We start from the raw sequence: 24,303 nt of genomic DNA on the forward strand, positions 1-24,303 counted from the left end.
GCGTGGCTGCCGTTGGTGGTGAAGGTGTGGCTGAGGGTGGCGGTGCCGCCCGTGACGGGGATGGCGCCGCCGATGTTCGTTGCGCCGTCCTTGAATTGGACGGTGCCGGTGGCGCCCTGGGGGGCGACGGTGGCGGTGAGGTTGACCGCTGTGCCGGTCTTGGCGGTGGCCGGGACGTTCAGCGTGGTGGTGGTGTCGGCGAGTGCGGGCGCGCTGATCGTGATCGTGGCCAGCGGGCCGGCGCCGGCGTTGAGGGTGCTCTTGTTGTCACTGGGAATGCAGCGGGTGGGTGCCCACTGGGTGCCGAAGAGGCTGGCCTTCGCGAGCGAGGTGCTGAAGTTCTGGTCGGCGCCGTAGGTGGCGGCGCTTCCGGCGGTACGCAGCTTCGGCGTGATCACGCCCGAGGGGCCGGCCGTCATTGTGATTTCTACGGCGGGCAGCCGGAACCAGCTGTCGCCCGCGGAGTTGGTGGTGCCGTCGAGGTTCTTCTTCAGCTTGGGGGCGCGGATGCCGCCCTCGCTGTTCGTGCTGCTAGTGGGACTGTTGCCAACGACCTCGTTGTTGCCCGACAACCGGACGAAGGGGCCGGCGGCATTGTCCACGGCGCCGGCCTCACTGACACGCAGCACGTTCGGGGCGACGTTGTCGAGGTTGACGGCGGTGCCCGGCACCACCGCGGCGCTTACGAAGGTGGCGTTGGCGGGAATCGCGTAGTCGTACTTGAGTCGCGACAGGTTGGTCGTTGTCGCTCCCGAGTCCGAATTCGGGTACGAGGACGCGTTCGGCTGGATGCGGTACGTGAAGTTCTGGCCCGGGGTCACCGTCGCCGGGGCGTCCACCGTCATGGTGGCCGCGACGGACTTGTCGACGGTCACGACCGACTTCGCCTGGCAGGAACTGGTGAAGTTGGTGACGCTGGTGGCAGCGTTGGCCGGGCTCCCGATCAGCATCATGCCGGCGATCACCGCCGCGCTGGTGACCGGTACGGCTACTCGCCGCACTGTGGGACTGGACATGGAGTCTCCTTGCGCCCGGCGGCAAATGACCATGGCCGGACATCGACGGGTGGGAAATTCCCCACACCATGCCACCCCGTTTGAGAACCCGTTGCAGTTTCGTGATATTGGGTCAGTGTCGACGGTGTCGCCCGAAGCGTTTAACGATTGCGTTGACTACCAGGGGAAATAGGCCCTCGTCGGCCGGGTCTCCCGGCGACGCCCCAATCGACATGGGTAGCTCGGGCAACAAATTCATAACGCGTTCGGGTGTAGTGCCGGCCTTGGCCCCGACGATGTCTGGGGCGCCGATGAGTTCCGGTCACCCGGGGAGTCTGAAGTAGTGACACCCCACGACGCCGAGCACGCAGGAGCCCACGATGAAACTCACCGTCACCACGTTCGTCACGCTCGACGGCGTGTACCAGGCCCCCGGCGGCCCTCAGGAGGATCCCAGCGGCGGGTTCATCCACGGGGGCTGGTCGGTGCCATTCGGGGACGAGGACTTCGGGCGGTTCATGACCGAGGTGTTCGACGAGGCGGACGCGTTCCTGCTCGGCCGGAAGACATACGAGATCTTCGCGTCGTACTGGCCACAGCACAACGACCCCGCAGACCCCATCGCAACACGGCTCAACGAGCTGCCGAAGCACGTCGTCACGTCCACCCTCGCCGCGGCCGAGTGGCAGAACACCCGCCTGATCACCGGCGATCCGGGCCGGGAGGTCGCCGCGCTCAAGGAGCAGGACGGTCGCGAGCTGCAGGTCCACGGAAGCGGAGCGCTCGTGCAGTGGCTGCTGCGTGAGGGCCTGATCGACACGCTTCACTTGCTGTCGTTCCCGGTCCTGCTCGGCACCGGCAAGCGGCTGTTCCCGACCGACGCGCTGCCGACCGCGTACGCGCTGACCCAGTCGCGGGTCACGAGTACCGGCGTGGTCATCAGCTTGTACGAGCGTGCGGGCGAGCCCGAGTACGGCGACTACGCGGAGACGGAGTAGTCCGCGAGGCTCACGCCCGCGCTTTCGCCGGCGCGATCGTGGAGCGTGACGGGTCGGAGGTCGTGGTGCAGAGCGCGCACCCGACCTTCGTGCGAATTGGCCGATCGATGGATTGCGCCGAACCACGGAACCGATCGGGTGGGTGGTGCGTCTATGTGGGTAGTACGGGTGAATCGACGGGGCGGGTGAGGCATGCGAATTCGAGGGGCGGCGAGCGGTCTGCTGGCGGTGTGTGCGCTGGTCACCGCGGTCGGTTGCGGCTCGGAATCGGTGTCGGGATCGCCCTCGACGGCGAGTCCGGAGTCCGGTCAGCCGTCGTTTGATCCGTGCACGATCCCGGATGAGGCGCTGCGGGAGGTGGGGGTGGATCCGGCGACCGAGGATCCGGATTTTTTGGGCGTGGAGGCAACCGGATGGGAGGTGTGCGGTTGGGCCGCTGACTGGTACTTCGTAACCGTGTTTGCGACGACGCGCTCAATCGATGAGGTCAAATCGAATCCACGTAACACCGGCTTCGCCCCAGCGGTTGTCGGTTCTCGTAATGCGTTTACCTATCACGAGGTCGGCGGCGACCCCGATCGAGGATTATGCGACGTCGCCTTCGGGGTTGGCAACGAATCGGTTTTGGTTCGTGTTGCGAAAAAGGGGTCGGCGGAGTTGCGGGACGACCCCTGCGCGGTGGCGATCAGAACGGCGGTTGGGCTGGACGATGACCTTCCCAAATGATCAACCTGCGGACAGCATTCGAGCGAGAGTCGTAGAAGTGACACAAGTAGGCGAATCGGTGTCGGAGTTTCAATTACTGGCCCGAAGTGTCGATGACGGGGCACTGCGGCTTGAGGTCGGCGTTGCCGAGCGCTGCGTTGCTGCCTGCGAGGAGTTCATCAACGAACTGGACGAATTGAAGCGATTCGCGCAGAGCTTGTCGACCAGGTCCGCCTACGGCACCCTCGGCTCCGCTCAGGCCCTAGCCGCAAAATTTGAACGTAAGGCTATCGGTGATGGCGGCTTCGAGGCCGTCATCCAGCAGCACATCGACACGGTGAAGCAGATGCAGGACGTATTCGACAGGGCCGGAAAGGCTTACGCGTCTGCCGAGGAGTCCAACGCGCGGGCCGTCGCCGCGGTTGGCTCCGGGTTGTCGGACTGAGAATCGGAGGGGCCGAAATGGGTGTGCCGGGAATGGATGGGGTCCTGCAGGGACTCGGACAGGTCGCGGGGTCGATCACGAACGGGGTGAGTGAGGCGACCTCCGACTTCGTGAACTCGTCGTCGGGGATGACCAGGCAGGCCATGCAGGGCGTCGGCTTCCTGACGGGCACCGATCCCCTCGGGTGGGCGCAGGACCGTGACGTCCAGCAGGACGCCAATCGGCGTCGCGACGACCTCTACGCCGAGCGCGACGCGGCCGGGTACACCGGGCGGTACGACGGATCGTCGGTACACATGGAGAACTTCGACGGGATGTCACACGAGGAGATCAAGGCCAGGCTCGACTCGGCGACTCCCGTCGGCATCCTCGAGGACTGCCGGATGTGGCGCGCCGCGGCGGATCGCCTGCAGCAGAGCGTGTCCACGTTCACCGGCGAGATCGCCTCGGCCATCGGCAGCGGCTGGGAGGGCGAGGCAGCCGGTCGGGCCTCGAGCGGAGTGTCTGGCTACGCCACCGGCGCCGCGGACCTGCAGCGGGCCGCGGTCCTGATCGCGAACAAGATCGAGGAAGCGCATTCCGGAATCGACCAGGCCAAGCGCCGGATGCCGGAACCGGAGAGCACCAACGTGCTCGACCTTCTTCGCAGCGGCATCGTGACGGACCCGATCGGCGGTGTGCAGCGGGCGTTCCACAAGTCCGAGGAAGCCCGCCAAGAGGCAATCCAGGTCATGAAGACCGAGTACGCACCCGTTGTGCAGCAGGCGGATTCGCAGGTGCCGGTGCTGCCGCCGCCGCACAATCCGGTCGTTCCGCCCTACGTGCCCCCGGCTGGTCGGCCGGTGGACATCGGGGGTCCGGGTAGCGGGACCGGCCAGTGGGCTTCGCCCGCCGAGCGTGAACCCGTCCGCGATCGAGCGAACTCCGAACTGGGCAGGCCAGGCGACGACGGTGGGCCCGACGACCGCGAGACGGCCATCGATCCGGCGGTCGCCCGGAGCGGGGCCGACGGGATTGCCCAGGGCGGCGCAGCGGACGGTGCCGGCACCCCGTTCGCGGGCGAAGCGGTGACCAGGGCGGCATCGGCCGACGCCTCAGGGGGGCCGGGCTCGGCTGGATTCGGCACGGGTGGAGGCGGTGCCGGCGGAACCGGAGGGGGCTCCGGCGCGGGCGGGGGAGCGGGAACCGCTTCCGGCGGCGGCTTGGCCCCCGGCTCTGGTGGTCTCGGGGGAATCGGATCCGGCGCAGGATCAGGATCAGGATCAGGTGCCGGGCGGGTGGCCGCACCCGGAACCGGGGTTGGCGGGGCTCCCGCAGCCGGAGCATCCGGTGCCGGGGCGGGAGCCGCCGCCGGCCGTCCCGGTGCACCGGGCATGGGAGCGATGGCGCCCGGCGGCGCTCGGAGCGGCGGCGACGACGACACCGAGCACAAGACGCCCGGTTACCTCATCAGCGTCCAGAACGGCAGCGAACTGATCGGCGACCTGCCCAAGGTCGCACCCCCGGTCCTCGGCGGATGACCGCCGGCCAGTGGGACCTCGACCCGCTCGAATTCGACCTGGTGTGGCGGCAGTTCGGTCGCGACCGGCTGCCGTACCCGCTGCAGTACCACTCGACCGATGAACTGGCGTCCGACTTTCGGCGATCCCGCGCCCTCGCCGCGGCGGAGGTTCGGACCCGGATGGATGAGGATCTCTACCGCGCCTTCGCGGTGCTGGCCGACCCGTCCGCCCACGTCGCGATGTTCGGGCTCGATTCGATGAATGCGATGCGGGAGAAGGTGATTCGAATCCATGCCGGCGTGCGGGAGGGAGTCGGCGCCGTCGCAGTGCAGGAGCCCGGGGCCGACGGGAAATCCGGGGCGGGTATCCGGCTGACGCTGCTCGATGCGGAAGACGTGCCGCGACAGCTGGTGCGCGCGCTGCCATCCGCCCGAGCGGGCGTCCGCGCACCGCTTTCGGTCGACGCGGCCGAACTCGGCGACCGTGTCGGCGGCTCGTACCTGACCGGTTCGCATGCTCTGACCGTGCCGCAACAGGTTTCGGCGTACGTGGACCGTCCTCGGCGGGCGACGGGCGAGGTCACCGCCACGCCTGGGCCGGCCGTCGACACCCGCCCGAGCCCGCGGGCGCAGGGGTTCCGATGGATCGATTTCGTGGACGACGGCCGGTACCTGACGCGACAGGCCGACCGGCTCACTGTGGAGCCCGCGTCCGACGCCGTCATGGTGACGCAGATCGAGCGGCTGATCGAGTCCGCTGTGCAGCGGAACGCCGCAGGGTTGCCCTGAGCGGAGGCAGGAGCCGGGACGCAGATGCCCGCGGGCGAGACAGCTGCCCGAGGTCGTCCACCTGCCGACCGGGCATGGCCGTCACCCCGAGCTGAGCGCGGCGGTCCAGCTCCTCGGCGCCGAACTGCAGAATCCGCGCATCGGATCGGACGGGATCGTGCCCGCGCTGATCGACTCGTTGCTGCTGTACATCCTGCGGGCCTGGCTCGAGACCCAGCCCAGTGCGGACGCGAAGGGCTGGGCCGCCGCTCTGGCCGACGCCGCCGTCGCTCCCGCGCTGGCCGCCATCCACGGGGATCCCGCGGCGCCGTGGTCCGTCGAGTCGCTGGCCGCCCGCGCGGGACTCTCCCGCGCGGCGTTCGCCCGGCGATTCACCACCCTGGTCGGGGAACCGCCGATGGCCTACCTGACCCGGTGGCGGATGACGGCGGCCGCCCGGCTGCTGCGCGAATCCGATGCCCCGCTCAGCGCGGTGGCCGGGCGGGCGGGGTACGGATCCGAGTTCGCCTTCGCGAAGGCCTTCAAGCGCGAGTACGGGCTGGCTCCGGGGAGCTATCGGCGTCAGGCCCGGGCGGCGTGACGTCGACCGCACCCAGCGGGACGGCACGGACGGCCTGGCCGAGCACGTGCTCACGCCCCCAGGCGCCCAGCGGGGCGAGGGCCGCGTTCAGCGAGCGGCCGAGCGGGGTCAGCGAGTACTCCACGCGCGGGGGCACCTCGCCGTAGTCGGTGCGGAGCACGATGCCGTCGTGCTCGAGCTCCTTCAAATGGGAGGCGAGCACCTTCTCCGTCACGCCGGGCAGCCGCCTGCGCAGCTCACCGAAGCGGCAGTCGCGTTGGTCGAGCTCCCACAGGATCAGCACCTTCCACTTCCCGCCGATCACGTCCATCGCGGCGTCGATGCCGCAGACATAGGTTCCCGCCCTCGGCACGCTCACCATCGCCCCGCCTCCTACCTGGTTGCTCACCTCAGGGTAACCACCCACCTCAAAGTGCGTACTTGTTCGTCCCGGTATTCGCGACGAGCCTGATCCACATGACAGACAACAACATTCAGACGGACTCGATCACCCTGCTCGGCCTGGGTGCGATGGGCACCGAGCTGGCCCGGGCGTGGCTGGCCGCGGGCACACCGCTGACCGTGTGGAACCGAACCCCGCACCGAGCGCAGGTGCTCGCCGGTCAGGGCGCGACGGTCGCGGCCACGGCCGCCGAGGCGGTGGCCGCGGGCAGGCTCGTCGTGGTGTGCCTGCTCGACGACGAGTCGGTCGGTGACGCATTGGACGGGATCGACCTGTCGGGCAAGGACCTGGTCAACCTCACCACCGGGACTCCCGCCCAGGCCCGCGCCCGCGCCGACTGGGCGCGCGCCCGCGGTGCCCGCTTCCTGGACGGTGGGATCATGGCCGTGCCCCCGATGATCGGCGCCCCCGATTCGGGCGCCTACGTCTTCTACAGCGGGTCCGAGGACCTGTTCACCGAACACCGGGAGGTGCTGGCGGTCCCGGCCGGAACGACCTTCGTCGGCGCCGATCCCGGCTTCGCCGCGTTGCACGACGTCGCGCTGTTGAGCGCGATGACCGGGATGTTCGCCGGGGTCGCGCACGCCTTCGCGTTGATCCGCCGCGAGGAGATCGCGCCTACGGGGTTCGCATCGCTGCTCGCCGACTGGCTCGGCGCCATGACCGCGTCGGTGCACCTGGCCGCCGAGCAGCTCGAGAGCGGTGACTACACCAAGGGCGTCGTCTCCAACCTCGCGATGCAGGTCGCGGGGAACGAGACACTGCTCCGCACCGCCGAGGAACAGCGGGTCAGTCCCGTGCTGCTCACCCCGTACATGGCGCTGATGGCACGGCGCCTCGCCGCCGGCCGCGGGGACGAGGACACCACGGGGGTGATCGACCTCCTCGCCGTCGGCTGATCCTCCCGCAAACGCAGAAGGACCCGATCCGCGTCGCGGATCGGGTCCTTCTGGCACTGTCGGGGTGGCGGGATTTGAACCCACGACCTCTTCGTCCCGAACGAAGCGCGCTACCAAGCTGCGCCACACCCCGTGCCCTGCATCTGCCCTCATCGGGCAGCGAGCGAAAGTCTAGCGCACGACTGCCGCGGAAGGCGAAACGCCTGGTTGTGCGCTCTTTCTGGGGCCCTTGTTCGGCGACGCGACGAGGGTGAGCAGCGTCGCCTCCGGACGGCAGCAGAACCGCGCAGGCGCGTACGGGGAGGTGCCGATGCCAGCGGAGACATGCAGCTGGGTATGGGTTCCCCACTTCGACGGGCCCTTGACCCGCGACCGGTCGATCTGGCAATTGGTGACGAGCGCCCCGTAGAACGGCAGGCACAGCTGGCCGCCGTGGGTGTGCCCGGCGAGCACCAGGTCGTAGCCGTCCTCCGCGAACCGGTCCAGCACGCGGGGTTCCGGCGAATGGGTGATGCCGAGCTTGAGGTTGGCGATCGGGTTCGGCGGCCCGGCGATCGTGTCGTAGCGGTCCCGCTTGAGGTGCGGATCGTCGACGCCTGCCGTGGCGATGCGGATGCCGGCGACCTCCAACTCGCGTCGGGTGTGCGTCACGTCCAGCCAGCCGCGCTCGGTGAAGGCGGCGCGCAGGTCCTGCCACGGCAACGGTTCGCCGTGCGTCCGCTTGTGTTCCTTGTTGAAGTACTTGAGCGGGTTCTTCGGCTTGGGGCCGAAGTAGTCGTTGCTGCCGAAGACGAACAGTCCCGGGCGGCCGAGCAGGTTGCTCAGCGACTGCACCACCGCAGGCACGGCTCGCTGGTGTGAGAGGTTGTCGCCGGTGTTCACCACGAGGTCGGGGTCGAGCCGGTCGAGCTCGCGCAGCCAGTTCTGCTTGAGCTTCTGGTTCGGCATCATGTGCAGGTCGCTGATGTGCAGGACCCGCAGCGACGACGACCCCGGTTCGAGCACCGGCATGGTGACCTCGCGGAGGGTGAAGGCGTTCCGCTCGATCAGTGAGGCGTACCCGATGCCGAGCGCCGCGGCGCCAGCCAATCCGGCCGCAGTTCCCCGGAGCACGTTGCGTGAGTCGTCAAACACCATTTCAGGATACGCAGCGAGCGCAATCGATATGCGCGTCAGTGCTCGGAGCGCGTAGCGTTCGGCACCATGTCCGATTCGACTTCCTCCCTGAAATCCACGCTCCGGGCCGACATGACGGCCGCCATGAAGGCCAAGGACGCGCTGCGGCTGCAGACGCTCCGCATGCTGCTCGCCGCCGTGCAGACCGAGGAGACCTCCGGCAAGGAGGCCCGCGACCTCACCGACGACGAGGTGCTCAAGGTATTGGCGAAGGAGTCCAAGAAGCGCGGCGAATCCGCCGAGATCTACACCGAGGCGGGGCGCGGTGAGCTGGCCGCGACCGAACGCGCCGAGGCGCAGATCATCGACGAATACCTGCCGACCCCGCTGACTGATGCCGAGTTGGCCGACGTCGCGGACACCGCCATCGCGCAGGTCGCCGAGGAGATCGGCGAGCGGCCCGGGATGCGGCAGATGGGTCAGGTCATGAAGGCCGCCTCCGCGCTCGCGGCAGGCAAGGCCGACGGCACCCGGATCTCGAAGGCCGTCAAAGACCGCCTCTAGGCGCTGCGCGCCCGTGAGTACTTCTGGCCCCCAGGGGGACCGGAAGTACTCACGGGCGGCGAAGCCGCGTTACCGCGGCAGCGGGGGGAGCTGGATCGGCGGCAGGCCGGGGATCTGGATCGGCGGCGGGGGAGCCGCAGGTCCGGGCCCTCCTGGTGCCGGTGCGGCCGCGGCCGCCTTGGCGGAGCCGTCGCTGACGTAGATGGTGATCGCCGAACCGGGCACCGCCGAGCCGGCGGGTGAGGTGCTGAGCACGTTGCCGCGCGGCGTCGGTCCGGCGGTGTTGACGGCGTTGACGGTGAACCCGGCCGCCTGGAGCGCTCCGGTCGCCTGCGACTGGCTCATCCCCGCCACGTTCGGCACCTGACCGTTCTTCGATCCGCGCTGGTACTTCGGGTCGATCGGCGGCAGTGCGGTCGGTCCGTACTTGTCGACGACCGGCTTCATCGCGAGGTACCAGGCCCGGGCGGGCTCGTTACCGCCGAACACGTTGCCGTCGCCGCACTGTCGCAGCGGCGAGGTGCAGATCTCGCGGGGGGTCGGCGAATCCGCGTACACGTAGACGCTGGCCGCGAGGTTGTTGGTGAAGCCGAAGAACGCCGAGGACATGTGCGACTCGGTGGTGCCGGTCTTGCCTGCCATCGGCAGCGTCCAGCCGACGGATCCGGCGGCGCCTGCCGAGGTGCCGCCGGGCTTGTCGTCCTTGCTCAGGGCGTGGGCGAGGGTGTCCGCCAGGCCGGGCTCGACGACCTGCTCGCAGGCCTCCTGGGTGATGGACACCGGCTTGCCGCTGCGGTCGAAGACCGAGTCGATCGGCGTCGGGGGGCACCATTTGCCGTGCGAGGCGAGGGTCGCGGCGACGTTCGAGAGCTCGAGCGGGTTGATCCACGACGGCCCGAGGGTGAACGACCCCGAGTTCGACTGCTTCTGGAAGTCGGCCATGGACAGGCCGTCGTCGCGGCCGGAGGTCCCGGGCTGCGCGTACGAGCGCATGCCAAGGCGCACCGCCATGTCGACCGTCGGCGTGACCCCGACCTGCTCGATGAGCTTGACGAACGCGGTGTTCGGTGACTGGGCGAGCGCGTCGGTGACGGACATCGAGGCCGGGTACTTGCCGGCGTTCTCGACGCAGTAACTGGTGGCAGGGCAGCCCTTGGCGCCGCCGTGGCCCATGCCCTTGACCTCGACGCGACCGGGCACCTGGAGGACCGCGCTGGTGCCGAGGCCCTTCTCCATCGCCGCGGCGGTGGTGAAGATCTTGAACACCGAGCCGGCGCCGTTGCCGACAAGCGAGTACGGCTGCGGCTGCACGGTCTCGTTGATCTCGCCGTTGAGCCCGTAATTGCGGCTGCTGCTCATCGCCAGCACCCGGTGCTGGTCCTGGCCGGGCTGCACCACGTTCATCACCTCGGCCACGCCGTCGATCGTGGGGTTGGCCGTGGCGGTCAGCGCGCCGTGCACCGAGTTCTGCAGGACGGGGTCGAGGGTGGTCTTGATCAGGTAGCCGCCCTTGTTGACCTGTTCACGGCTGATCCCCGAATTCGCCAGGTACTGCAGCGCGTAGTCGCAGAAGAAGCCGCGGTCGCCCGCCGCGATGCAGCCGCGGGGCAGGGTGTTCGGCTCGGGGAGCACACCGAGCGGCTCTTCCTTGGCGGCGCGGATCTCGTCGGCGCGGTCCGGGATGTTCGCGATCATGGTGTCGAGCACGACGTTTCGGCGCGCGAGCACGCCCTCGGGGTTGGTGTACGGGTTCAGCGCGGAGCTGGACTGCACCATGCCCGCGAGCATCGCCGACTGGGTGAGTCCGAGGTCCTTCGCGTCGATCCCGAAGTAGGTGCGCGCCGCGTCCTGGATGCCGAACGAGGCGTTGCCGAACGGCACCAGGTTCAGGTACCGGGTGAGGATCTCGTCCTTCGTCAGCTTCTTGTCCAGGGTCAACGCCATCCGGATCTCGCGGACCTTGCGGGCAGGCGTGGTCTCGATGGCGGCCCGGCGCTCGGCGTCGGTCTTGGCCACGACCAGCAGCTGGTAGTTCTTCACATACTGCTGGTCGATGGTGGACGCGCCCTGCTGGACCTGGCCGCTGGTGGTGTTCGTCAGGAAGGCCCGCAGCGTGCCCTGCCAGTCGACGCCCTGGTGGTCGGCGAACCGCTTGTCCTCGACGGAGACGATCGCCAGCTTCATGTTGTTGGAGATCTTGTCGCTCGGCACCTCGAAGCGGCGCTGCTCATAGAGCCAGGCGATGGGGTTGCCCGCCGCGTCGACCATGGTCGAGACGGTGGGGGCATCGCCCTGTACCAGCTCGGCCGAGACGTTGTCGACGGTATCGGCGGCCCGGTTCGAGACGATTCCGAACCCGCCAGCCAGGGGGAACATGACGCCCGCGAGCAGAGCTCCGGCGAGAGCGGAGCATCCGGCGAGCTTCGCGACAGTTTTTGCGATCGGCACGGGGACAGCCTACGTGGACGAGCGTCCGCGACCTGCAGATGTCGGCCGTGTACAGCACTTGATGGACGTCCGTACCAAAAAAATGCCTCAGCATCTTGCGCTCGACGATCTTCAATGCCTAAGTTGTCTTCTGAGTGTGATAGAGATAACACTCGTTGAGGAATGTGGTGTGACTCGCTGTGATACGGCGGGTCATACGTAATTCCAGAGCGTCAGCGAGGGCGACGCTTGGACTGCAGAGGGGCACCATAATGACCGTTATCACCACGGCCCACCGGTTGGACGTTGAGGAAGCCGAGGCCCGCATCGCGTGGGTCGCACAGGCGAGATGCCGGGCAGTTGATCCTGACCAGTTGTTTGTTCGTGGTGCGGCGCAGCGCAAGGCAGCCACGATTTGTCGGCATTGCCCTGTGCTCATGCAGTGTGGCGCCGACGCCCTCGACAACAGGGTCGAGTTCGGTGTGTGGGGAGGCATGACCGAGCGTCAGCGCCGTGCCCTGCTCAAGCAGCACCCCGAGGTCGAGTCCTGGGCCGACTTCTTCGATACCCAGCGCGCGCAGTCCAACGCTGTCTGACACCGGCGCGCCGGCCGGGGTTCGAGCCCGGCCGGGCCGGTCGGCGGAGGTAACGATGCCCGGCGATTTCGGCTGTAGGACCCTGCTCGATTGATTTCGCCCGCGGGAATTCCTGCCGGTTTTCTCCGCCGCCCGAATGGGCACGTAACCGTGTTGTTATCTGCAGGGGCGGGTGCCCGGGTCCGTCGGGACGCCGGCTAACCCCCGTGCAGGCGGAAGTCGGCGAAGTCGAATCCCGGTACGACCACGCAGCTGACCAGGACCGGTTCGTTCCCGATCGGGCGGGCCCGCTGCCAGTGCCGCGCCGGTACCACCAATTGCGGTGCCTGGCCGGCGACGATGTCGGTGCCGAGGACCTGTTCGGTCGCCCGGCCGGGCCGGTCGCCGTTCCCACCGAGGTCCAGCCGGAGCGGGCCGCCGCGGTGGTAGAGCCAGATCTCCTCGCTGCGCACGGTGTGCCAGGCGGACTGTTGGCCGGGCATCAGCAGGAACAGGATGGCGGTTCCGGCAGCCCGGGCGCCGGGGTAGTCGCCTGGCAGGGAGGTCATCGGGACCGCGATGTCGCTGCGCCAGGTCTCCCGATACCAGCCGCCCTCCGGGTGCGGCGCGAGGTTCAGCTCGCGCGCCCACTCGGGCAGCTCCGTCATGACGTCGATCATGGCAGGGGTGAGCCCTCCCGTCGGGGATGTCGACGCGGCCCGTCCGCGAGTTATATGCTTGCCGATAGGCAATTAACTCGTGGAGGTGCGTGGTGTCGACGGAGTACGACGAGGACGAGGTCACCCGGCTCAAGATCGCGCTCGCCCGGATCGCCCGACTGGTCGACCGGCAGGTCTCCGGCGACGGCATGACCCGCACCCAGCTCTCCGTGCTCGGCACCGTCGCCCGACTCGGACCGCTGCGATTGGGCGCGCTCGCCGAGACCGAGGGACTGAACCCGACCATGCTCTCGCGGGTGGTCGGCAAGCTCGAGGCCGACGGCCTGCTCGAGCGCTCGACCGATCCGGGGGACCGACGGGCCGCGCGCGTGCGGGTCACCGAGGCGGGCGAACAGTTGCATCGGCGATTGCGCGGCGAACGGACCCGACTGTTCACCGGCGCGCTCGCCCGACTTCCGGCGCCCGAGGCGCAGGCCCTTCGCTCCGCGCTGCCGGCGATCGAGTCGCTGGCCAGGGAGATCGCGCCGCAGTCCGCCCGGCCGGGCCCGGTCACCGCCGGTCACGGCCGGCCGTGACCACCCTCTCCGCGGCCGCGCAGCAGACGTTCGCGTCCCTCGCCACCCCGAACTTCCGCCGGTACTTCGGCGGGCAGGCGGTGTCGATGGTCGGCACCTGGATGCAGGCCGTCGCGCAGGCGTGGCTGGTGCTGCAGCTCACCGGCTCGGGCACGGCGCTCGGGCTGGTGGTCGCGCTGCAGACCCTGCCGGTTCTGCTGTTCGGGCCGTACGGCGGGGTCGTCGCGGACCGGCTGGACAAGCGCAGGCTGATGATCGGCCTGCAGTCGATGATGGGCGTGCTCGCGCTGGTGCTCGGCGTGCTGACGGTGACCCACACGGTCACCCTCTGGCAGGTGTACGTGCTCGCGTTCCTGCTCGGGGTGAACAACAGCTTCGAAAATCCCGCGCGGCAGGCGTTCGTGCTGGAGATGGTCGGGCCCGAGGACCTGCGCAACGCGGTCAGCCTGAACTCGGTGCTGGTCAACGCCGCCCGCGCGGTCGGGCCCGCGATCGCGGGCATCGTCATCGCGACGGGCGGGCTCGGGTTCTGTTTCCTCCTGAACGCGGTCAGTTTCGTCGCGGTCGTCGCGTCGCTGGTCACCCTCGACGTCGCGGCGCTGCGTCCCGCGCCGCCCGCGCAGCGCAGGCCGGGTCAGCTGCGGGAGGGTCTGCGGTACGTCCGGCGGACCCCGACGCTGCTGGTCCCGCTGCTGATGATGGCGCTGGTCGGCTGCCTGGCCTACGAGTTCCAGGTGGTGCTGCCGGTGCTCGCGCGCGACACCTTCGGTGGGGACGCGAGTGTGTACGGATTCATGACCGCGGCGATGGGTGTCGGTGCGGTGGCGGGTGGGCTGTTCGTCGCGGCTCGCGGCAAGACCGGGGTCCCCGCGCTGGTCGGGGCCGCAACGCTGTTCGGCGTGCTGATCGCCGCGGCCGCGCTCGCGCCGACCCTCTGGCTCGAGCTGGTGGTCCTGGTGCTGGTCGGGGCCGCGAGCGTCGGATTCCTCTCCATCGGGAACAGCACCCTCCAGCTCGAGGCCGAACCCGGCATGCGCGGCCGGGTGATGGCGTTGTGGTCGGTGGCGTTCCTCGGGTCGACGCCGGTCGGCGGGCCCATCGCGGGCGCCGTCGCCGAGCAGTTCGGTGGCCGCGTCGCCCTCGCGATGGGCGCGGCCGCCTGTCTGGTCGCAGCCGGGGCGGCGGCGTTCGTCGTGCGGCGGCCGAGCCGACGAGGAGCGGGAACGGTCGATCAGCCCCGGCCGGTGAGCTGATCCGCGACCGCCCGCAGCGCCTCGAGGTCGGAGACCTCGAAGGGCAGCGACGGCACCCCCACCACCGGCACCCGGGGATGCGCCCCGGTGAACCGGCCGAGCAGCCGCAGCTCCCGCTGGGCGGTGCGGGCACGCTCGGCGTGGATCTGCAGGACCGCGGCCGCCAGCGGATGGTCGCCGATCTCCTTGAGCTGATCCGCCGCGGCCGTCGCCCGGTCGGCCGACAGCGAGCTCAGCGTCGGATGCGTCCGGTTGAGCACCAGGCCCGCCAGCGGCATCCCCTCGGTGGACAGCCGATCGACGAAGAACGACGCCTCCCGGAGCGCGTCCGGCTCGGCGGCCGCGATCACCAGGAAATGCGTGCCCTCCGCGCGCAACAACTGATAGGTGTGGTTGGCCCGCTCCCGGAACCCGCCGAACATCGACTCGAAGGACTGCACGAACGCCGAAGCGTCGGACAGCATCTGACTGCCGACGATGGTGTTCACGGCCTTGAGGGCCAGTCCCATCGCGCCGGTCACCAGGCGTCCGATCCCGCGGCCCGGGGCGGAGAGCATCCGGATCATCCGGCCGTCGAGGAATGCGCCGAGACGCTGCGGGGCATCGAGGAAGTCGAGCGCGTTGCGCGAGGGCGGGGTGTCGACGACCACCAGATCCCACTCGTCGCTCGCGGCCAGCTGGCCCAGCTTCTCCATGGCCATGTACTCCTGCGTGCCGGAGAACGAGGTGGCCACCGTCTGATAGAAGGGGTTCGCGAGGATCTGCTGGGCGGTGTCCGGGGCGGAGTGCTCGAGGACCATGTCGTCGAACGTGCGACGCATGTTCAGCATCATCGCGTGCAGCTCACCGGTGGCGCCCGGCGCGAGCTGCACCGGCTGCGGGGAGTTGTCGAGTTCGCGGACCCCGAGCGCCTGGGCGAGTCGGCGGGCGGGGTCGATGGTGAGCACCACGACCCGGCGTCCCTCCTCCGCCGCCCGCAACGCCATCGAGGCGGCCGTGGTGGTCTTGCCGACGCCGCCTGCCCCGCAACAGACCACGATCCGGGACTTCGGGTCGGTGAGGATCGCGTCGACGTCGAGTGTCGTGGTCATCAGGTGTTTGGCGCGGATACTCCGTCGTTCACGGGCGAGTGAAAGCGCCATCCTCCTTTCGCGGGTTGTGTCGGGAAGGCTTGTCGGTGACTGTGGCTACATTGCCTTGTATGGACGAGGTGGTCCGTTACAGCTACCGGCTGCGGCCGGGCGCGGTAGCGCAGCGTGCTCTGACAGCCGAGTGGCATCGGTGCCGGTTCCTGTGGAATGAAGCTGTACATCAGCAGAAGTCGGGTGCCAAGCCAACCTTCGGGAAGTTGAGCAGGCTGCTCACCACGGCCCGCTCGCGCAGTGGGTGGTTGCGGGACGGGTCGCAGGTCGCGCAGCAGCAGACTTTGCGTGACTACGCCCGCGCCCTCGACCAGTCGTTCACGGTGAAGGGGCGTAGTCGGCCGGCGTTCAAACCCCAAAAAAAGACGTTGCCGTCGCTGGAGTACACGCGGCGGGGGTTCAGTCTCCGTGACGGCCGGTTGGTCCTGCCGAAGGGTGTCAGCGTTCCGGTGGTGTGGTCGCGGGAACTGCCATCCGAACCGAGCAGCGTGCGGATCACTCTGGATTCGCTCGGGCACTGGTACGCATCGTTCGTCGTCCGCCGAGACGCCTCGCCCGCACCGGAGGTCAGAGGAGGGATCGGTGTCGATTGGGGTGTGAGCACCACAGCCACGACCACCGACCCCGAGTTTGACCTGCCATATCTCGGGCACCGCAAACGCTGTGCCGCGGAACTCGCGAAGGCGCAACGGAAGATGTCGCGGCGCCATATGGGGAAGCGTGGCCCGCAGTCCCACGGTTACCAGCGGGCCAAACGAGATGCCGCGAAGTTGCACAAGAAAGCCGCCCGCCAGACCCAACACGACAGCCGGGTGTGGGCGAAACGGGTGGTCGACCGGCATGACCTGATTGCGGTGGAGGACTTCAAGCCCAGATTCCTGGCGAAGTCCACGATGGCCCGCAAAGCCGCGGACGCGGCTATCGGCGGGGCGAAGCGGGAGCTGATCGAGCGCGGCACGCGGGCTGGCCGAAAGGTGGTGTTGGTGCAGCCCGCCTACACGAGCATGACGTGTTCGAGTTGCTTTGCGAGAGCCAAGCAGCGACTCGGACTCGCACAACGAACCTTCCGATGCCCTGCCTGCGGCTACACCGCCGGTCGGGACCGGAACGCTGCCAGGGTGATCCTGGCTGTGGCAGAACGCGGCCACATCAGTGTCGACGACGTGAGACAAGCGGATCACCCCCTTCGGGTGGGCGGTTCGGTGCGGTCTGAGCTGTAAATCTCCTGCCAAGGGCAGGAGAAGCGTTAACGGACCCCCTGTTCCGCCAGCTGCTCGGCCAGCTCGTACAGCCCGCCGAGGTCGATGCCGTCGGTCAGCGCCGTCAGGTGCAGGCGGGCGACGTCCAGCTCGTCGAGGGTGGCGGCGCTGTCGTCCTGCGCGCGCAGCGTCGAGGCGTGTTCGATCGTCTCGGTGAGCAGGCCCGCGAAGTCGGCCTCCGACAGGGAGATCCCCGCCGCGTCCAGCCCGGCCCGGACCGCGTCCGCGTCGATGGTGCCGTCCGCCGCCTTCGCCATCGCCCTGGTGGGCAGGTAGGCGGTGCCGCTGCGGTTCACGATCACCGTGCCGAGCCGGAGGTCCGCGGCCTCCAATTCGACGACCGCGTCGGTGGTCTCCTGCACGGGCAGCGCCTCGAGCAGCGTCACCAGGTGCACCATCGTCTCGTCGGAGTGCAGCAGCCGGACCACCCCCTCGGACTGCGAGTACACCGGTCCGCCCTTCGCGAGGTCGGCCATCGCCTTGGTCACGTCGAGGAAGCTGCCGATTCGGCCGGTGGGCGGCGAGTCGACCACGACCTCGTCGTAGATCCGGGCCCCGGCCTTGTCGGTGCGCACCACGCACTCCTTGATCTTGCCGGTCACCAACACGTCCCGGAGTCCGGGCGCGATGGTGGTCGCGAACTCGATGGCGCCGAGCTTGCGCATCGCGCGCCCCGCGAACCCGAGGTTGTAGAACATGTCCAGGTACTCGAGGAACGCGTGCTCGATGTCCAGGGCGAGCGCGTAGACCTCACCACCGTCGTCGGCCGTGGCGATCTTCGTTTCCTCGGGGGGCAGCGGCGGAACGTCGAAGAGTTGCGCTATGGACTGCCTGCCCTCGACCTCGACGAGGAGGACGCGTCGACCGCCCGCGGCTAGCGCGAGCGCCAAAGCGGCCGCGACCGTTGACTTTCCGGTGCCGCCCTTCCCGGAGATGAAATGCAGGCGAGCCTTGTCGGCCTTGGCGGGCCACTCGTATACGGGTGTTGTCGCGGGTGCTGCCACCCCCCGAGCCTATAAGTCGCGGCGGCGGGGCGTCGGCCGACTAGGCTCAGCGGCATGAGCGAATTGACTACCTGGGAATATGCCACCGTTCCGCTGCTGACCCATGCGACCAAGCAGATTCTCGATCAGTGGGGCGGCGACGGCTGGGAACTGGTGTCGGTGCTGCCCGGCCCGACCGGCGAGCAGCACGTGGCCTACCTCAAGCGTCCGAAGGGCTGATCTGCGATGACCGACTGGAAGGCCAGGCTCGCGGACCTGCGGATCGAGCTGCCCGCGGTGGCGGCGCCGGTCGCGGCCTACGTTCCCGCGGTGCGGACCGGGAACCTCGTCTACACCTCCGGCCAGCTGCCCTTCATCGACGGTGAGCTGCAGCAGACCGGCAAGGTGGGCGGCGCGGTCGCCGTGGACACGGCCAAGGACGCCGCCCGCACCTGTGCGCTCAACGCGCTGGCCGCGATCGACGCGCTGGTCGGGCTCGACTCGGTGGTGCGCATCGTCAAGGTGGTCGGCTTCGTGGCCTCCGCGGAGGGCTTCACCGGGCAGCCCGGTGTCATCAACGGCGCCTCCGAACTGTTCGGTGAGGTGTTCGGCGACGCGGGCGTGCACGCGCGGTCCGCGGTCGGTGTGGCCGAGCTGCCGCTGAACGCCCCGGTCGAGGTCGAGGTCATCGCCGAGGTGCGTTGATGTGACCGTGCGCGAGTCTCGCCCCGATGAGGGTGCGACTCGCGCACGGGCGTCGGAGTCGCGCAGGCGGGTCGTACAGTGACCGAATGACCACGGCACATCCGGCGTATGCCCAGCTACGCCAGGTCACCCCGATCGCGGCGGTGATGCTGGAAAACAACCCGGGCATGATGACCCTCGACGGCACCAACACCTGGATCCTGCGCGCCCCCGGCCGGGAGGAATGTGTGGTTGTCGATCCGGGCGACGACGACGAGGAGCACCTGCTGCGGGTGGCCGCGGTCGGCCCGGTGGCGCTGACACTGATCACCCACCGGCACGGCGACCACACCGGGGGCGTCGAGCGGTTCGCCGCGCTCACCGGCAGTCCCGTCCGTTCCGTGGACCCGCGGTTCCGCAGGCACACCGATGCCGGACTGCCCGACGGTGAACTCATCGAGGAGGTCGGCCTGGCGATCCGGGTGCTGCGCACGCCCGGGCACACCAAGGACTCGACGTCGTTCGTGATCGAGGGGGAGGGGTCGGTGCTGACCGGCGACACCATCCTCGGCCGCGGCACCACCGTCCTGGACGCCTCCGACGGCGACCTGGGCGACTATCTGGCCTCCCTGCGCGCGCTCATCGACCTGGGCGCGGGCCGCGCGGCGCTGCCCGGTCACGGGCCGGAGCTGCCGGACCTGCAGACGGTCGCGCAGCAATACCTGAGCCATCGCGAGGAGCGGCTCGATCAGGTGCGTGCGGCGCTCGAGGCCCTCGGCGTCGACGCCGGACCGCGCGCGGTGGTCGAGCACGTCTATTCCGATGTCGATCAGAGCCTGTGGCCGGTCGCCGAGCAGTCCGTGCGTGTGCAGCTGGAGTACCTGCGCCGCTGAACCCGGTCGCCCTGCATCACGACGAGAACGGCCACCCCGGGAGACCGGGGTGGCCGATTCGTGTCTGCGGGGAGTTACCGCGCCCGGCGGGCCAGGCGCTCCGAGTCGGAGATGAGCACGCTCTTGCCCTCGAGGCGCAGCCAGCCGCGGTGCGCGAAGTCGGCGAGCGCCTTGTTCACGGTCTCGCGGGAGGCGCCGACCAGCTGGGCGATCTCTTCCTGGGTGAGGTCGTGCGTCACGCGCAGCGACCCGGCCTCCTGGGTGCCGAAGCGCTGGGCGAGCTGCAGCAGCGCCTTGGCGACCCGGCCCGGGACGTCCGTGAAGATCAGGTCCGCGAGGTTGTTGTTGGTGCGACGCAGGCGACGGGCCAACACGCGCAGCAGCTGCTCCGCGATCTCGGGGCGCTGATCGATCCACGACTTGAGGGCGTCGCGATCCATCTGCACGGCGCGGACCTCGGTGACCGTGGTGGCGGTCGAGGTGCGCGGGCCCGGGTCGAAGATCGAGAGCTCACCGAACATGTCGGACGGGCCCATGATCGTGAGCAGGTTCTCGCGACCGTCGGGAGAGCGGCGTCCGAGCTTCACCTTGCCGGACACGATGATGTACAGCCGGTCGCCGGGTTCGCCCTCGTTGAAGATTACGTGCCCGCGAGGGAAGTCGACCGGCTGCAGCTGCTTGACCAGCGCCGCCACCGCCGACGGCTCGACTCCCTGGAAGATTCCGGCTCTGGCCAGGATCTCGTCCACGTGCGCTCCTTCTTCGGTCGTTGGGGGGTGCCATCGTGTGGTCTCCCCCGACGTGATCGACGCACGAACGCGCCGACCTATCGCCTGAGTACTCGCAAGTAGTCTATCGTCCCGACGTCGAAGACTAGTGACCGGCGCCACGCGTCGCGTGCCGAACTGTGCTCGACAATCCCGCGAAGGTCAGCTGGCGCGCTGCTCCGGCGCCTGCGATTCGTCCTCGTCCTCATCCTCGCCGCCGCGCTTGCGACGGAGGTGGAACCGGGCGAGCGCCCTCGGCAGCCCCTCGTTGGCCAGGGTGGCGACGTCGGCGTGACTCGCCTTGTCCAGGAATTCCTGGACCTCCTGCTCGCGCACGGTCAGCCGGCGCAGCCGGAACTCCACCCGCTCCATTGCCAGTGCAAAAAGAATGAGCAGCACTGGGAAGAGCACCACAGCCAGTCCTTGCATACGGGGTAGTAAACACGCCGTTTGTCTCAGAAGCGAAACGATCACCAGTTGCGTTTTGCGCGCGTCCGTAGAGTTGGTTCGGTGTCCACCACCGCATCGCAGTCCCCGGCCCCGCGCCGAGCGGCGACGACCGCGCGACCGGCAAGGGAGCAGACGCGGCTCGGCCTCGTGCGCCGGGCGCGGCGGATGTACCGCACGCTCACGGAGGCGTTTCCGCACGTCTACTGCGAGCTCGACTTCACCGACCCGCTCGAGCTGTCGGTGGCGACGATCCTGTCCGCGCAGTGCACTGACGTGCGGGTTAACCAGGTGACGCCCGCGCTGTTCGCCCGCTATCGCACCGCCCGCGACTACGCGGAGGCGGACCGCGTCGAGCTGGAGGAGTACATCCGCAGCACCGGCTTCTACCGGAACAAGGCGAACTCGATCATCGGGCTCGGGCAGGCGCTGCTCGAACGGTTCGACGGCGAGGTCCCCGGCACCCTGAAGGATCTGGTGACGCTGCCGGGTTTCGGCAGGAAGACCGCCAACGTGGTTCTCGGAAACGCGTTCGGTGTGCCCGGGATCACCGTTGACACCCACTTCGGCAGGCTCGTGCGGCGCTGGGGATGGACGGAGGAGGAGGACCCGGTGAAGGTCGAGCGCGCGGTCGGTGAGCTCATCCCGCGCACGGAGTGGACCGACCTCTCACACCGGGTGATCTTCCACGGCCGTCGCGTCTGCCACGCGAAGAAGCCGGCCTGCGGGGTGTGCCTGCTGGCCAAGGACTGCCCCTCGTACGGCATCGGCCCCACCGACCCGGTGGCCGCGGCCGCCCTGGTGAAGGGCCCCGAGACCGAACACCTGCTCGAGCTGGCGGGTCGGTGAGCTGAGCGTGCGTCTGTCGAACACCGGGCGATGGAGCCTGGCCGCACTCGTGGTGGTGGCCGCGTTGATCGTCGCGATCTGGCCGCGGGGCGACTCGGACGACACCGGATCGCGTGGCTACTCCGACTACATCGGTGTCCCCACCGCGGCGCCGCAGGAGCGGTCCGCGGGCGACACCCCCGAGGCGCTCGCCGGGCCGCGTGCGCTGGCCGCGCTGAGCGCCTGCCCCGCGCCGACACCCGGCGCGGTACCGGGAGGCCCGCTCGCCGGGATCGAACTCGAGTGCCTCACCGATGGTGGCAGGATCGACGTCGGTGCCGCGCTGGCCGGCAAGCCCGCGCTGGTCAACCTCTGGGCCTACTGGTGTGGACCCTGCGCAAGGGAACTGCCCGCACTGGAGGAGTTCGCGCGGCGTGCCGGGGACGCCGTCGCCGTGCTGACCGTCCACCAGGACCCCAAGGAAGGGAACGCGTTGTCCGCCCTGACCGACTACGGCGTGCACCTGCCGGGCGTGCAGGACGGCGCGGGCAAGATCGCCGCGGCCGTCGGGGCACCGAACGTGCTGCCGGTGACCGTGCTGATCCGGGCCGACGGCACCGTGGCCGCCGTGCTGCCGGTGCCGTTCGAGCGCGCCGACCAGATCGCCGACGCCGTGCGCGACAAGCTGGGGGTGACCACGTGACGCGGACGAATCATGCGGCTCCGGAATGGCTCCGGCGGGTCTCCACCGTGCACCCGTCCGACTCCAACTCGGTGAATCCGTCGCTGCTGCGTCGGTCGCCGACCGGCCCGCAGGTGCGCGAGGCCGCGGTGCTCGTGCTGTTCGGAGGCTCCGCCGAGGCCGATCCGATCGCGGTGGGTGGGCTGCCAGAGGATGCGGACCTCCTGTTGCTCCAGCGTGCCTCGACCCTGCGTCAGCACAGCGGGCAGATCGCCTTCCCCGGGGGCACCATCGACCAGGAGGACGACGGTCCCATCGCGGCGGCGCTGCGCGAGGCGGAGGAGGAGACCGGGCTGGACCCGTCCGGGGTCCGCCCTCTCGTCGTCCTGCCCGGTATCTTCTTGCCGCCCTCGGGTTTCGACGTCACCCCGGTCGTCGGCTACTGGGACCGGCCCACGCCGGTGCGGGCGGTCGACCACGGCGAGACCGAGCGGGTGGCCCGGGTGCCGATGCGCACCCTGCTCGACCCGGACAACCGCTTCCAGGTCCGCCACCGCCTCGGCTACCAGGGACCGGCGTTCCTCGTCGACGACATGCTCGTGTGGGGTTTCACCGCGGGAGTGCTGGCCGGGCTGATCGCGGTCTCCGGCTGGGAGATCGAATGGGACCGCTCCGACGTGCGCGACCTCGAGGTCGCGCTGGCCGAGGTGGAGGCGGGAATCGTGGAGGTACACGACCGATGACGGGTTCGGCCTGGATCGACATCGCGATCCTCGCGATCGCCGTGCTCGCGGCCACGTCGGGGTGGCGGCACGGGGCGGTGGCGTCCGCGCTCGCCTTTCTCGGCGTCGTGCTCGGCGCGGTCGCGGGAATCCTGATCGCGCCGCACGTGCTGGTGCACGTCGACGATGGACGGATGCGGGTGCTCGCGGGCATCGCGCTGATCGTCGTGCTGGTGATCGTCGGCGAGGTCGCGGGCATGGTGCTCGGCCGTGCCGCGCGCGGCGGCATGCACAGCCCGGTGGCCCGCTCCGTGGACAGCGTGATCGGCGCAGGCCTTCAGTGCACCGCGGTCCTGGTGGCGGCCTGGCTGCTGGCCATCCCGCTGACCGCCTCCTCGCAGCCCGAGGTGGCCAGCGCGGTACGCGGGTCGCGGGTGCTGACCGAGGTCGACCAGTACGCCCCGAGTTGGATGCGCAAGCTGCCGGACGAGTTCTCGGCCCTGCTCGACACGTCCGGGCTGCCCGACGTCATCGGACCGTTCGGCCGGACCCCGATCGCCGTCGTCGAGGCGCCCGACCCCAGCGTCCTGCGCAGTCCCGTCGCGCAGCAGTTGCAGACCAGCGTGCTCCGGGTGCGCGGGGTGGCGCCGAGCTGCCAGCGCGCGCTCGAGGGGTCCGGCTTCGTGGTCGCGCCCGAGCGGATCATGACCAATGCGCACGTCGTCGCGGGCACGACCGGGGTCTCGGTGGACACCGCAGACGGGCCGCTCGACGCCGAGGTGGTGCTCTTCGATCCGGCCGTCGACGTCGCGGTGCTGGCGGTGCCGGGACTGCGGGCCGCGGTGCTGCCGTTCGCGCCCGAGCCGGCCGGGACCGGCGACAGCGCGATCGTGCTCGGCTACCCGGGCGGCGGTCCGTACACGGCCAGCGCGGCCCGGGTGCGCGAGACCCTGGACCTGACCGGCCCGGACATCTACCGGGCCGCCGAGGTCGAGCGCGAGGTCTACACGGTGCGCGGCTCGATCCGTCAGGGCAATTCCGGTGGGCCGCTCGTCGACGAGCAGGGCCGGGCGCTCGGGGTGGTGTTCGGTGCGGCCGTGGACAACACCGATACCGGCTTCGTGCTGACCGCGGACGAGGTCTCGCGCCAGCTGGCGTCGGCCTCCGCGGCGAGCAGCGCCGTCGACACCGGCGGCTGCATCCTCTAGGCGGCTTCGCCGCCCGTGCGCGGTTGACGGGTCTGTGGACCCGTCAACCGCGCACGGGTGCGGGACCGCCACAGGCAAACCGGCGCCGCGGGGGGGACCACGGCCCGGCCCGCCGGGGGGGGGGGCTGGCCACCGCCCGCGCCG

At 69.6% G+C, this 24,303-nt stretch carries 28 protein-coding genes and 1 tRNA gene; 19 read left to right on the forward strand and 10 right to left on the reverse strand.

What is annotated here, in order from left to right; all coding sequences use genetic code 11:
• Window positions 1–1,016 (reverse strand): Ig-like domain-containing protein (locus ACFXMV_RS04215; protein ID WP_378614190.1); only part of this gene is annotated, 1,016 nt, incomplete at its 3' end.
• Between the two features lie 359 nt (window positions 1,017–1,375).
• Between ACFXMV_RS04215 and ACFXMV_RS04220 the strand changes: the two genes are divergently transcribed.
• The 6 genes from ACFXMV_RS04220 to ACFXMV_RS04245 all read left to right on the forward strand — a co-directional run bounded on the left by ACFXMV_RS04220 (window position 1,376) and on the right by ACFXMV_RS04245 (window position 6,013).
• Window positions 1,376–1,993: a dihydrofolate reductase family protein gene (locus tag ACFXMV_RS04220; RefSeq protein WP_378501378.1), complete on the forward strand. Its 618-nt coding sequence runs from the start codon at window positions 1,376–1,378 to the stop codon at window positions 1,991–1,993.
• 192 nt (window positions 1,994–2,185) lie between these two features.
• Entirely contained in the window at window positions 2,186–2,719 is a 534-nt protein-coding gene (locus ACFXMV_RS04225) for a DUF3558 domain-containing protein (RefSeq protein ID WP_378501377.1), read from the forward strand.
• A gap of 37 nt (window positions 2,720–2,756) precedes the next feature.
• Window positions 2,757–3,143 (forward strand): hypothetical protein, encoded by a 387-nt coding sequence (locus ACFXMV_RS04230; RefSeq protein WP_378501376.1) that lies wholly within the window; start codon window positions 2,757–2,759, stop codon window positions 3,141–3,143.
• 17 nt (window positions 3,144–3,160) lie between these two features.
• Window positions 3,161–4,663: a WXG100 family type VII secretion target gene (locus ACFXMV_RS04235; RefSeq protein ID WP_378501375.1), complete on the forward strand. Its 1,503-nt coding sequence runs from the start codon at window positions 3,161–3,163 to the stop codon at window positions 4,661–4,663.
• Window positions 4,660–5,433, forward strand: coding sequence for an ESX secretion-associated protein EspG (locus ACFXMV_RS04240; RefSeq protein ID WP_378503247.1), 774 nt, complete (start codon window positions 4,660–4,662; stop codon window positions 5,431–5,433). The genes ACFXMV_RS04235 and ACFXMV_RS04240 overlap by 4 nt, the downstream gene beginning before the upstream one ends.
• Entirely contained in the window at window positions 5,402–6,013 is a 612-nt protein-coding gene (locus tag ACFXMV_RS04245; protein ID WP_378503262.1) for an AraC family transcriptional regulator, read from the forward strand. Before ACFXMV_RS04240 ends, ACFXMV_RS04245 begins: the two co-directional genes overlap by 32 nt.
• Here ACFXMV_RS04245 and ACFXMV_RS04250 read toward each other — a convergent pair.
• Window positions 5,955–6,374 (reverse strand): winged helix-turn-helix transcriptional regulator, encoded by a 420-nt coding sequence (locus ACFXMV_RS04250; RefSeq protein ID WP_378500164.1) that lies wholly within the window; start codon window positions 6,372–6,374, stop codon window positions 5,955–5,957. The genes ACFXMV_RS04245 and ACFXMV_RS04250 overlap by 59 nt on opposite strands.
• A gap of 95 nt (window positions 6,375–6,469) precedes the next feature.
• Between ACFXMV_RS04250 and ACFXMV_RS04255 the strand changes: the two genes are divergently transcribed.
• Window positions 6,470–7,354, forward strand: coding sequence for an NAD(P)-dependent oxidoreductase (locus ACFXMV_RS04255; RefSeq protein WP_378500162.1), 885 nt, complete (start codon window positions 6,470–6,472; stop codon window positions 7,352–7,354).
• Window positions 7,355–7,413: 59 nt separating this feature from the next.
• Here ACFXMV_RS04255 and ACFXMV_RS04260 read toward each other — a convergent pair.
• Window positions 7,414–7,487 (reverse strand) — tRNA-Pro (locus ACFXMV_RS04260).
• Window positions 7,488–7,525: 38 nt separating this feature from the next.
• Window positions 7,526–8,488, reverse strand: coding sequence for a metallophosphoesterase (locus ACFXMV_RS04265; RefSeq protein ID WP_378611942.1), 963 nt, complete (start codon window positions 8,486–8,488; stop codon window positions 7,526–7,528).
• 69 nt (window positions 8,489–8,557) lie between these two features.
• On the opposite strand from ACFXMV_RS04265, the gene ACFXMV_RS04270 reads away from it, so the two are divergent.
• On the forward strand, window positions 8,558–9,034 hold the full coding sequence (locus ACFXMV_RS04270; protein ID WP_378500160.1) for a GatB/YqeY domain-containing protein: 477 nt from the start codon (window positions 8,558–8,560) through the stop codon (window positions 9,032–9,034).
• A 69-nt stretch (window positions 9,035–9,103) separates the two neighbouring features.
• On the opposite strand, the gene ACFXMV_RS04275 is transcribed toward ACFXMV_RS04270, so the two are convergent.
• Window positions 9,104–11,482 (reverse strand): penicillin-binding protein, encoded by a 2,379-nt coding sequence (locus tag ACFXMV_RS04275; protein ID WP_378503246.1) that lies wholly within the window; start codon window positions 11,480–11,482, stop codon window positions 9,104–9,106.
• 251 nt (window positions 11,483–11,733) lie between these two features.
• On the opposite strand from ACFXMV_RS04275, the gene ACFXMV_RS04280 reads away from it, so the two are divergent.
• Window positions 11,734–12,057 (forward strand): WhiB family transcriptional regulator, encoded by a 324-nt coding sequence (locus ACFXMV_RS04280; protein ID WP_378500158.1) that lies wholly within the window; start codon window positions 11,734–11,736, stop codon window positions 12,055–12,057.
• Between the two features lie 197 nt (window positions 12,058–12,254).
• Here the strand turns inward: ACFXMV_RS04280 and ACFXMV_RS04285 are convergent, their stop codons facing one another.
• Complete coding sequence (locus ACFXMV_RS04285) at window positions 12,255–12,704, reverse strand: cupin domain-containing protein (protein ID WP_378500157.1); 450 nt, start codon at window positions 12,702–12,704, stop codon at window positions 12,255–12,257.
• Window positions 12,705–12,805: 101 nt separating this feature from the next.
• On the opposite strand from ACFXMV_RS04285, the gene ACFXMV_RS04290 reads away from it, so the two are divergent.
• Window positions 12,806–13,291 (forward strand): MarR family winged helix-turn-helix transcriptional regulator, encoded by a 486-nt coding sequence (locus ACFXMV_RS04290; RefSeq protein WP_378503245.1) that lies wholly within the window; start codon window positions 12,806–12,808, stop codon window positions 13,289–13,291.
• Window positions 13,288–14,544 (forward strand): MFS transporter, encoded by a 1,257-nt coding sequence (locus ACFXMV_RS04295; RefSeq protein WP_378503244.1) that lies wholly within the window; start codon window positions 13,288–13,290, stop codon window positions 14,542–14,544. Before ACFXMV_RS04290 ends, ACFXMV_RS04295 begins: the two co-directional genes overlap by 4 nt.
• On the opposite strand, the gene ACFXMV_RS04300 is transcribed toward ACFXMV_RS04295, so the two are convergent.
• A complete protein-coding gene (locus tag ACFXMV_RS04300; protein WP_378501479.1) occupies window positions 14,523–15,635 on the reverse strand; it encodes an ArsA family ATPase in 1,113 nt (370 codons plus the stop codon). The genes ACFXMV_RS04295 and ACFXMV_RS04300 overlap by 22 nt on opposite strands.
• A gap of 110 nt (window positions 15,636–15,745) precedes the next feature.
• On the opposite strand from ACFXMV_RS04300, the gene ACFXMV_RS04305 reads away from it, so the two are divergent.
• Window positions 15,746–16,906: an RNA-guided endonuclease InsQ/TnpB family protein gene (locus ACFXMV_RS04305; protein WP_378501480.1), complete on the forward strand. Its 1,161-nt coding sequence runs from the start codon at window positions 15,746–15,748 to the stop codon at window positions 16,904–16,906.
• Window positions 16,907–16,932: 26 nt separating this feature from the next.
• Here ACFXMV_RS04305 and ACFXMV_RS04310 read toward each other — a convergent pair whose 3' ends face one another.
• Window positions 16,933–17,949 carry an ArsA-related P-loop ATPase gene (locus ACFXMV_RS04310; protein ID WP_378501481.1) on the reverse strand — a complete coding sequence of 339 codons (1,017 nt, stop codon included), beginning with the start codon at window positions 17,947–17,949 and terminating at the stop codon, window positions 16,933–16,935.
• A gap of 54 nt (window positions 17,950–18,003) precedes the next feature.
• On the opposite strand from ACFXMV_RS04310, the gene ACFXMV_RS04315 reads away from it, so the two are divergent.
• From ACFXMV_RS04315 to ACFXMV_RS04325, 3 genes are all read left to right on the forward strand, one after another.
• Window positions 18,004–18,168: a DUF4177 domain-containing protein gene (locus ACFXMV_RS04315; protein WP_072750449.1), complete on the forward strand. Its 165-nt coding sequence runs from the start codon at window positions 18,004–18,006 to the stop codon at window positions 18,166–18,168.
• A 6-nt stretch (window positions 18,169–18,174) separates the two neighbouring features.
• Window positions 18,175–18,633 carry a RidA family protein gene (locus tag ACFXMV_RS04320; protein ID WP_378501482.1) on the forward strand — a complete coding sequence of 153 codons (459 nt, stop codon included), beginning with the start codon at window positions 18,175–18,177 and terminating at the stop codon, window positions 18,631–18,633.
• Between the two features lie 86 nt (window positions 18,634–18,719).
• Window positions 18,720–19,505: an MBL fold metallo-hydrolase gene (locus ACFXMV_RS04325; protein ID WP_378502547.1), complete on the forward strand. Its 786-nt coding sequence runs from the start codon at window positions 18,720–18,722 to the stop codon at window positions 19,503–19,505.
• Window positions 19,506–19,579: 74 nt separating this feature from the next.
• On the opposite strand, the gene ACFXMV_RS04330 is transcribed toward ACFXMV_RS04325, so the two are convergent.
• Complete coding sequence (locus ACFXMV_RS04330) at window positions 19,580–20,254, reverse strand: Crp/Fnr family transcriptional regulator (RefSeq protein ID WP_027500354.1); 675 nt, start codon at window positions 20,252–20,254, stop codon at window positions 19,580–19,582.
• Between the two features lie 180 nt (window positions 20,255–20,434).
• On the reverse strand, window positions 20,435–20,701 hold the full coding sequence (locus ACFXMV_RS04335; protein WP_378503243.1) for a hypothetical protein: 267 nt from the start codon (window positions 20,699–20,701) through the stop codon (window positions 20,435–20,437).
• Window positions 20,702–20,887: 186 nt separating this feature from the next.
• Between ACFXMV_RS04335 and nth the strand changes: the two genes are divergently transcribed.
• The 4 genes from nth to ACFXMV_RS04355 are packed head-to-tail and all read left to right on the forward strand — an operon-like array spanning window position 20,888 to window position 24,159.
• A complete protein-coding gene (gene nth, locus ACFXMV_RS04340) occupies window positions 20,888–21,568 on the forward strand; it encodes an endonuclease III (RefSeq protein WP_378503261.1) in 681 nt (226 codons plus the stop codon).
• 7 nt (window positions 21,569–21,575) lie between these two features.
• A complete protein-coding gene (locus ACFXMV_RS04345; RefSeq protein WP_378501889.1) occupies window positions 21,576–22,250 on the forward strand; it encodes a TlpA family protein disulfide reductase in 675 nt (224 codons plus the stop codon).
• Window positions 22,247–22,972, forward strand: a complete 726-nt coding sequence (locus tag ACFXMV_RS04350) for an NUDIX hydrolase (protein ID WP_378503242.1) — start codon at window positions 22,247–22,249, stop codon at window positions 22,970–22,972. Before ACFXMV_RS04345 ends, ACFXMV_RS04350 begins: the two co-directional genes overlap by 4 nt.
• A complete protein-coding gene (locus ACFXMV_RS04355; protein ID WP_378503241.1) occupies window positions 22,969–24,159 on the forward strand; it encodes a MarP family serine protease in 1,191 nt (396 codons plus the stop codon). Before ACFXMV_RS04350 ends, ACFXMV_RS04355 begins: the two co-directional genes overlap by 4 nt.
• Window positions 24,160–24,303 lie beyond the last annotated feature (144 nt).

The sequence above is a fragment of the Rhodococcus sp. NPDC059179 genome (assembly GCF_042754885.1).
Classification (GTDB): Bacteria; Actinomycetota; Actinomycetes; order Mycobacteriales; family Mycobacteriaceae; genus Rhodococcus_G.